This is a genomic window from Vibrio albus (genome assembly GCF_003144035.1).
In the GTDB taxonomy this organism is placed as follows: Bacteria; Pseudomonadota; Gammaproteobacteria; order Enterobacterales; family Vibrionaceae; genus Vibrio; species Vibrio albus.
In genome coordinates, this window is sequence record NZ_QFWT01000019.1 from 1 (window position 1) to 3,988 (window position 3,988).

At 42.9% G+C, this 3,988-nt stretch carries 4 protein-coding genes; 2 read left to right on the top strand and 2 right to left on the bottom strand.

The features are described 5' to 3' along the window. The first annotated feature begins 1,374 nt into the window (after nt 1-1,374). Both DI392_RS19240 and DI392_RS19245 read left to right on the top strand, forming a co-directional pair. Nucleotides 1,375-1,809 carry a hypothetical protein gene (locus DI392_RS19240; protein ID WP_109321317.1) on the top strand — a complete coding sequence of 145 codons (435 nt, stop codon included), beginning with the start codon at nt 1,375-1,377 and terminating at the stop codon, nt 1,807-1,809. Nucleotides 1,810-1,941: 132 nt separating this feature from the next. After that, on the top strand, nt 1,942-2,502 hold the full coding sequence (locus DI392_RS19245; RefSeq protein ID WP_109321318.1) for a GNAT family N-acetyltransferase: 561 nt from the start codon (nt 1,942-1,944) through the stop codon (nt 2,500-2,502). A 506-nt stretch (nt 2,503-3,008) separates the two neighbouring features. On the opposite strand, the gene DI392_RS19250 is transcribed toward DI392_RS19245, so the two are convergent. Together DI392_RS19250 and DI392_RS19255 are read right to left on the bottom strand one after the other, a co-directional pair. Continuing rightward, the gene (locus DI392_RS19250) at nt 3,009-3,287 is read right to left on the bottom strand and encodes a type II toxin-antitoxin system RelE/ParE family toxin (protein WP_109321319.1); all 279 of its coding nucleotides are present in this window, start codon (nt 3,285-3,287) and stop codon (nt 3,009-3,011) included. Beyond that, nucleotides 3,284-3,568, bottom strand: a complete 285-nt coding sequence (locus DI392_RS19255; RefSeq protein WP_109321320.1) for a type II toxin-antitoxin system TacA family antitoxin — start codon at nt 3,566-3,568, stop codon at nt 3,284-3,286. Before DI392_RS19255 ends, DI392_RS19250 begins: the two co-directional genes overlap by 4 nt. Between the last annotated feature and the right edge of the window lie 420 nt (nt 3,569-3,988).

Below are 3,988 nucleotides of genomic sequence, written 5' to 3' on the forward strand. Positions count from 1 at the left end.
GCGGCATTTTTGGTTCGGTTTGGTTTTGAGGTTGCGGCAGGTTCGGTTGGGCAAATGGGTTTGGTTTTTGCCCTTTAGTTGGGCGTTATGAGGTCGGTTTGCATAGAATGGCTAAGCTTTGCTGAACACCGGTCTTGCCGTTCCAACTAGCTGTTTTTCTTGGCTTTTGATGAGCCCTCAGAATCAACGCTTTTTGTTTATCGATCAACGTTGTTTTTCCTTTATTGGTTAGTTCATAGCATTTGGTGTTGTGAAGCTTATCGGCTTACTGGAAGGAATTTACCAATGGCACAACAGGTATGCGTTGTTGCTCCCCATGGTTTGCCGAGTGCGTGGGCAATTTTCAGTTGTTGGTTAATGGGTGTCAGCGTCAGCAACCGCCGTCATAACAAACTGCTCAACGGGACAAAAACACGTGCCACTTTTGGTTCGGTTTGCTTTTGAGGTTCCGGCTGGTTAAATTGAGTGCATATGGTATTGGTTTTTGCCCATTAGCCGGGCGTTATGAGGTCGGTTTGCATAGAATAGCTAAGCTTTGCTGAATACCAGTCTTGCCGTTCCAATTAGCTGTTTTTCTTCGCTTTTTATGAGCCCTCAGAATCAACGCTTTTTGTTTAGCGATCAACGTTGTTTTTCCTTTATTGGTTAGTTCATAGTCTTTGGTTTTGTGGTGCTCTCCGGCTTATTGAACGAAATTTACCAACGGCACAACAGGTATGCGTTGTTGCTTACCATAGTTTGCCGAGCGCGTGGGCAGCTTTCGGTGTTTATTTAATGGGTGTTAGCGTCAGCAACCGCCGTCATAACAAACTGCTCAACGGGACAAAAACCCGCACGATTTTTGGTTCGGTTTACTTTTGAGGTTCCGGCTGGTTAAATTGACTGCATATGTGTATTTTTGCCCATTAGCCGGGCGTTATGGCTTTGTGACGAAAGGCGAGAGTTAAAGTGTATAAACGTATAGTGGAAATCTTCAGTGAGGAGCCAAAAGGCATAATGGCAAGAAATGGCTGGAAATATAGTTTTCTGGTGCTCTACTTGCTGTTGCTTGGAATATCAATAAATATTTTCCTTGTTAGTGAGAGTAATAGTTTGACGTCGGTAGCAGTCAATGCAACGCTCGTTGTGAATCATGTAGCATACAGCTTTAATATGAATATGCCATTGCGAATTATCATAAGGATATTGGGTTGGCTTTTGATAATGTTGAGTTGGTACTTTTTGATGCACATGTAGCCATAACAAACAACTCAAAGGGACAAAAACACGCGGCATTTTTGGTTCGGTTTGGTTTTGAGGTTCCGGCTGGCTCGGTTGGGTGAATTAGGTCTGGTTTTTGCCCTTTAGTTGGGCGTTATGTACATGAGGAAAATTGTGGACAGAAAAATAAACTTGATTTGTAACTATGGTATAACAACTGAACTCAAAAGTTTCTTAAGATTTGCAATTTTATATCCACTATTTATGCAATTTTTTAGATATGCTTTTGGTTCTGAAAGTTTTTCCTTAGCCCTTGATAGTTATGTCTTAATATTAGTCATAATGGCTATATATCAATCTGCTCAGTACATGTATATAAGCAGGAAATTGAATAACAAAGGAGAAACTCTGAATACTCTGGAAATAAAAGACGGAGAGGTGTGCTATCGTGATAAACCCGCAAAACTCAAGTACACTCTATTTCCAATTGTTAAAAAAGAACGAATTACCGTAACTTCATATGGTAAAGACTGTTACTTCCGTATTCGTATAACACCATCAATGGTTTCATTGAAAGATTGGAAAGAACTTTTAAGTAAATGTACATAACAAACAACTTAAAGGGACAAAAACACGCGGCACATTTGGTTCGGTTTGTTTTTTTGGTTCCGGCTGGTTCGGTTGGGTGAATTGGTTTTGGTTTTTGCCCTTTAGTTGGGCGTTATGCATACTGAGGAATGGATGAATTATCTCGAAACTGAAAGATTGATTCTGCGCCAGTGGAAAAGGGAAGATTATGCTCAGTTTGCGAAGCTCAATGCAGATCCGAGGGTGATGCGCTTTTTTCCGTCAGTGCTGAATCTTGAAGAAAGTAATAAGGTTGCTGATCATATTCGAGGTCTGATTGAAGAAAATGGTTGGGGATTTTGGGCGGTAGAGTTGAAGTCTGGAGGCCAATTTATAGGTTTTGTTGGCCTGAATTATCAGCCAAGCAGTCATAGTTTACCTGAAACCCCTTTCGTCGAGGTGGGCTGGCGACTGTCTTCTAAATACTGGGGCAAGGGGCTGGCACCAGAAGCCGCAGGTAAAGCTTTAGACTTTGCATTTTCTGAATTAGGTCTAGATTCAGTTTATGCCTTTACACCGCTAATTAATAAGCCTTCTCAACGAGTCATGCAAAAATTAGGTATGCAAAATACGGGTAATGATTTCAATCACCCCAAAGTAGAGAGGGGTCATAGAGTTGAACGACATTGCCTTTATAAAATATCAAAAGAGCGCTGGTTAAGAGAGTCTGCATAACAAACGGCTCAACGGGACAAAAACGCGCACGATTTTTGGTTCGGTTTGCTTTCGGGGTTCCGGCTGGTTAAATTGGGTGCATATGTGTGTTTTTGCCCATTAGCCGGGCGTTATGAGGCGGGCTTTCTTTTTGGTTGAGGGCGTGCCGCAATCCGTTTTTCAGGTAATTTTCCAGGCTCGTCTTTATTGCGGTATTAGGCTTTCGTTGGTGCAAAATGAGCTTTTGAACTCCGGTGGCTCACCGCTTTAATTTTGTATCACCGAAAAAGGTTAAACTGATCGAAATGCGGTGTCTTTAAGTTATTCGCCGTGGTCGGTTCATTTTAATTCTTTGAATTGGCGGGTTTTTGTTCGGTGTGGGCCGCCGTCATAACAAACAACTCAAAGGGACAAAAACACGCGGCATTTTTGGTTCGGTTTGTTTCTGGGGTTCCGGCAGGTTCGGTTGAGTGAATGGGTTTTGGTTTTTGCCCTTTAGTTGGGCGTTAGTTGCCTTATGTTCACGGTCACTCAGCAGGGAATTTTTGTTTTTGGTGTAGTACGCGCATAACACGGACGATATCACCTTCAGCCCAGTACGAGACTATCATTGATATCTCAGGAATGATCAAAAGTCGTCCTCGAATGCCATCACGCTGTACACCCATAAGAGGTTGTTCCAAAAGGTTTTCAACTTTGGCCTCGATAAGTTCATCGGTTTTCTCGGCAGCGTCTGGGTTAAAATCGTAAAGAAACTCGAAGATCTTTTCGCGATCATTGAGAGATTCTTCTTCCCATAAAATCATAGCTTGCCTCGGTTGCGAATCTTAGCCTTACGTTCAGCCATTCGAGATTTAGCAGCGTTCTGGTCAATGAAAACGGCCTTTCCTGAGTCAAACTTCTCAAAAGCTAGGTTAACTTGGTCAGTAAGCCAAGCGTCATGAGATAATGTTTTTCGTTGTTGCTCTGCGAGCTGTTCGGTAAGTTCACGGCAAGCATCGCTTAAGGTTCTGCCTTGGCTTTCAGCCATTTGTTGGGCTAGGCGTTTTGTTTCCTCATCAACACGAAATTGAATTCTAGTGTCCATGATTCGCTCCTGATTTGTTGTATGTACAAATGTTAGCACTGAGTGTGAGGAGCGGCAACTAACAATCGGCTCAACGGGACAAAAACACGCACGATTTTGGGTTTGGTTTACTTTCGGGGTTCCGGCTGGTTAAATTGAGTGTATATGGTATTGGTTTTTGCCCATTAGCCGGGCGTTATGAGGTCGGTTTGCATAGAATGGCTAAGCTTTGCTGAACACTGGTCTTGCCGTTTCAACCATCGGTTTGCTTGGCTTTCGATAAGCCCTCAGAATCAACGCTTTTTGTTTAGTGATCCCTCTATTGGTTAGTTCATAGCATTTGGTGTTGTGAAGCTTACCGGCTTATTGCAGGGAATTTACCAACGGTACAACAGGTATGCGTTGTTGCTCCCCATGGTTTGCCGAGCGCGTGGGCCATTT

Excerpts from the sequence above, each read along its gene's own strand:
- DI392_RS19245 (WP_109321318.1), top strand. The coding sequence starts at position 1,942 with ATGAATTATCTCGAAACTGAAAGATTGATTCTGCGCCAGTGGAAAAGG.
- DI392_RS19255 (WP_109321320.1), bottom strand. The coding sequence starts at position 3,568 with ATGGACACTAGAATTCAATTTCGTGTTGATGAGGAAACAAAACGCCTA.
- DI392_RS19250 (WP_109321319.1), bottom strand. The coding sequence starts at position 3,287 with ATGATTTTATGGGAAGAAGAATCTCTCAATGATCGCGAAAAGATCTTC.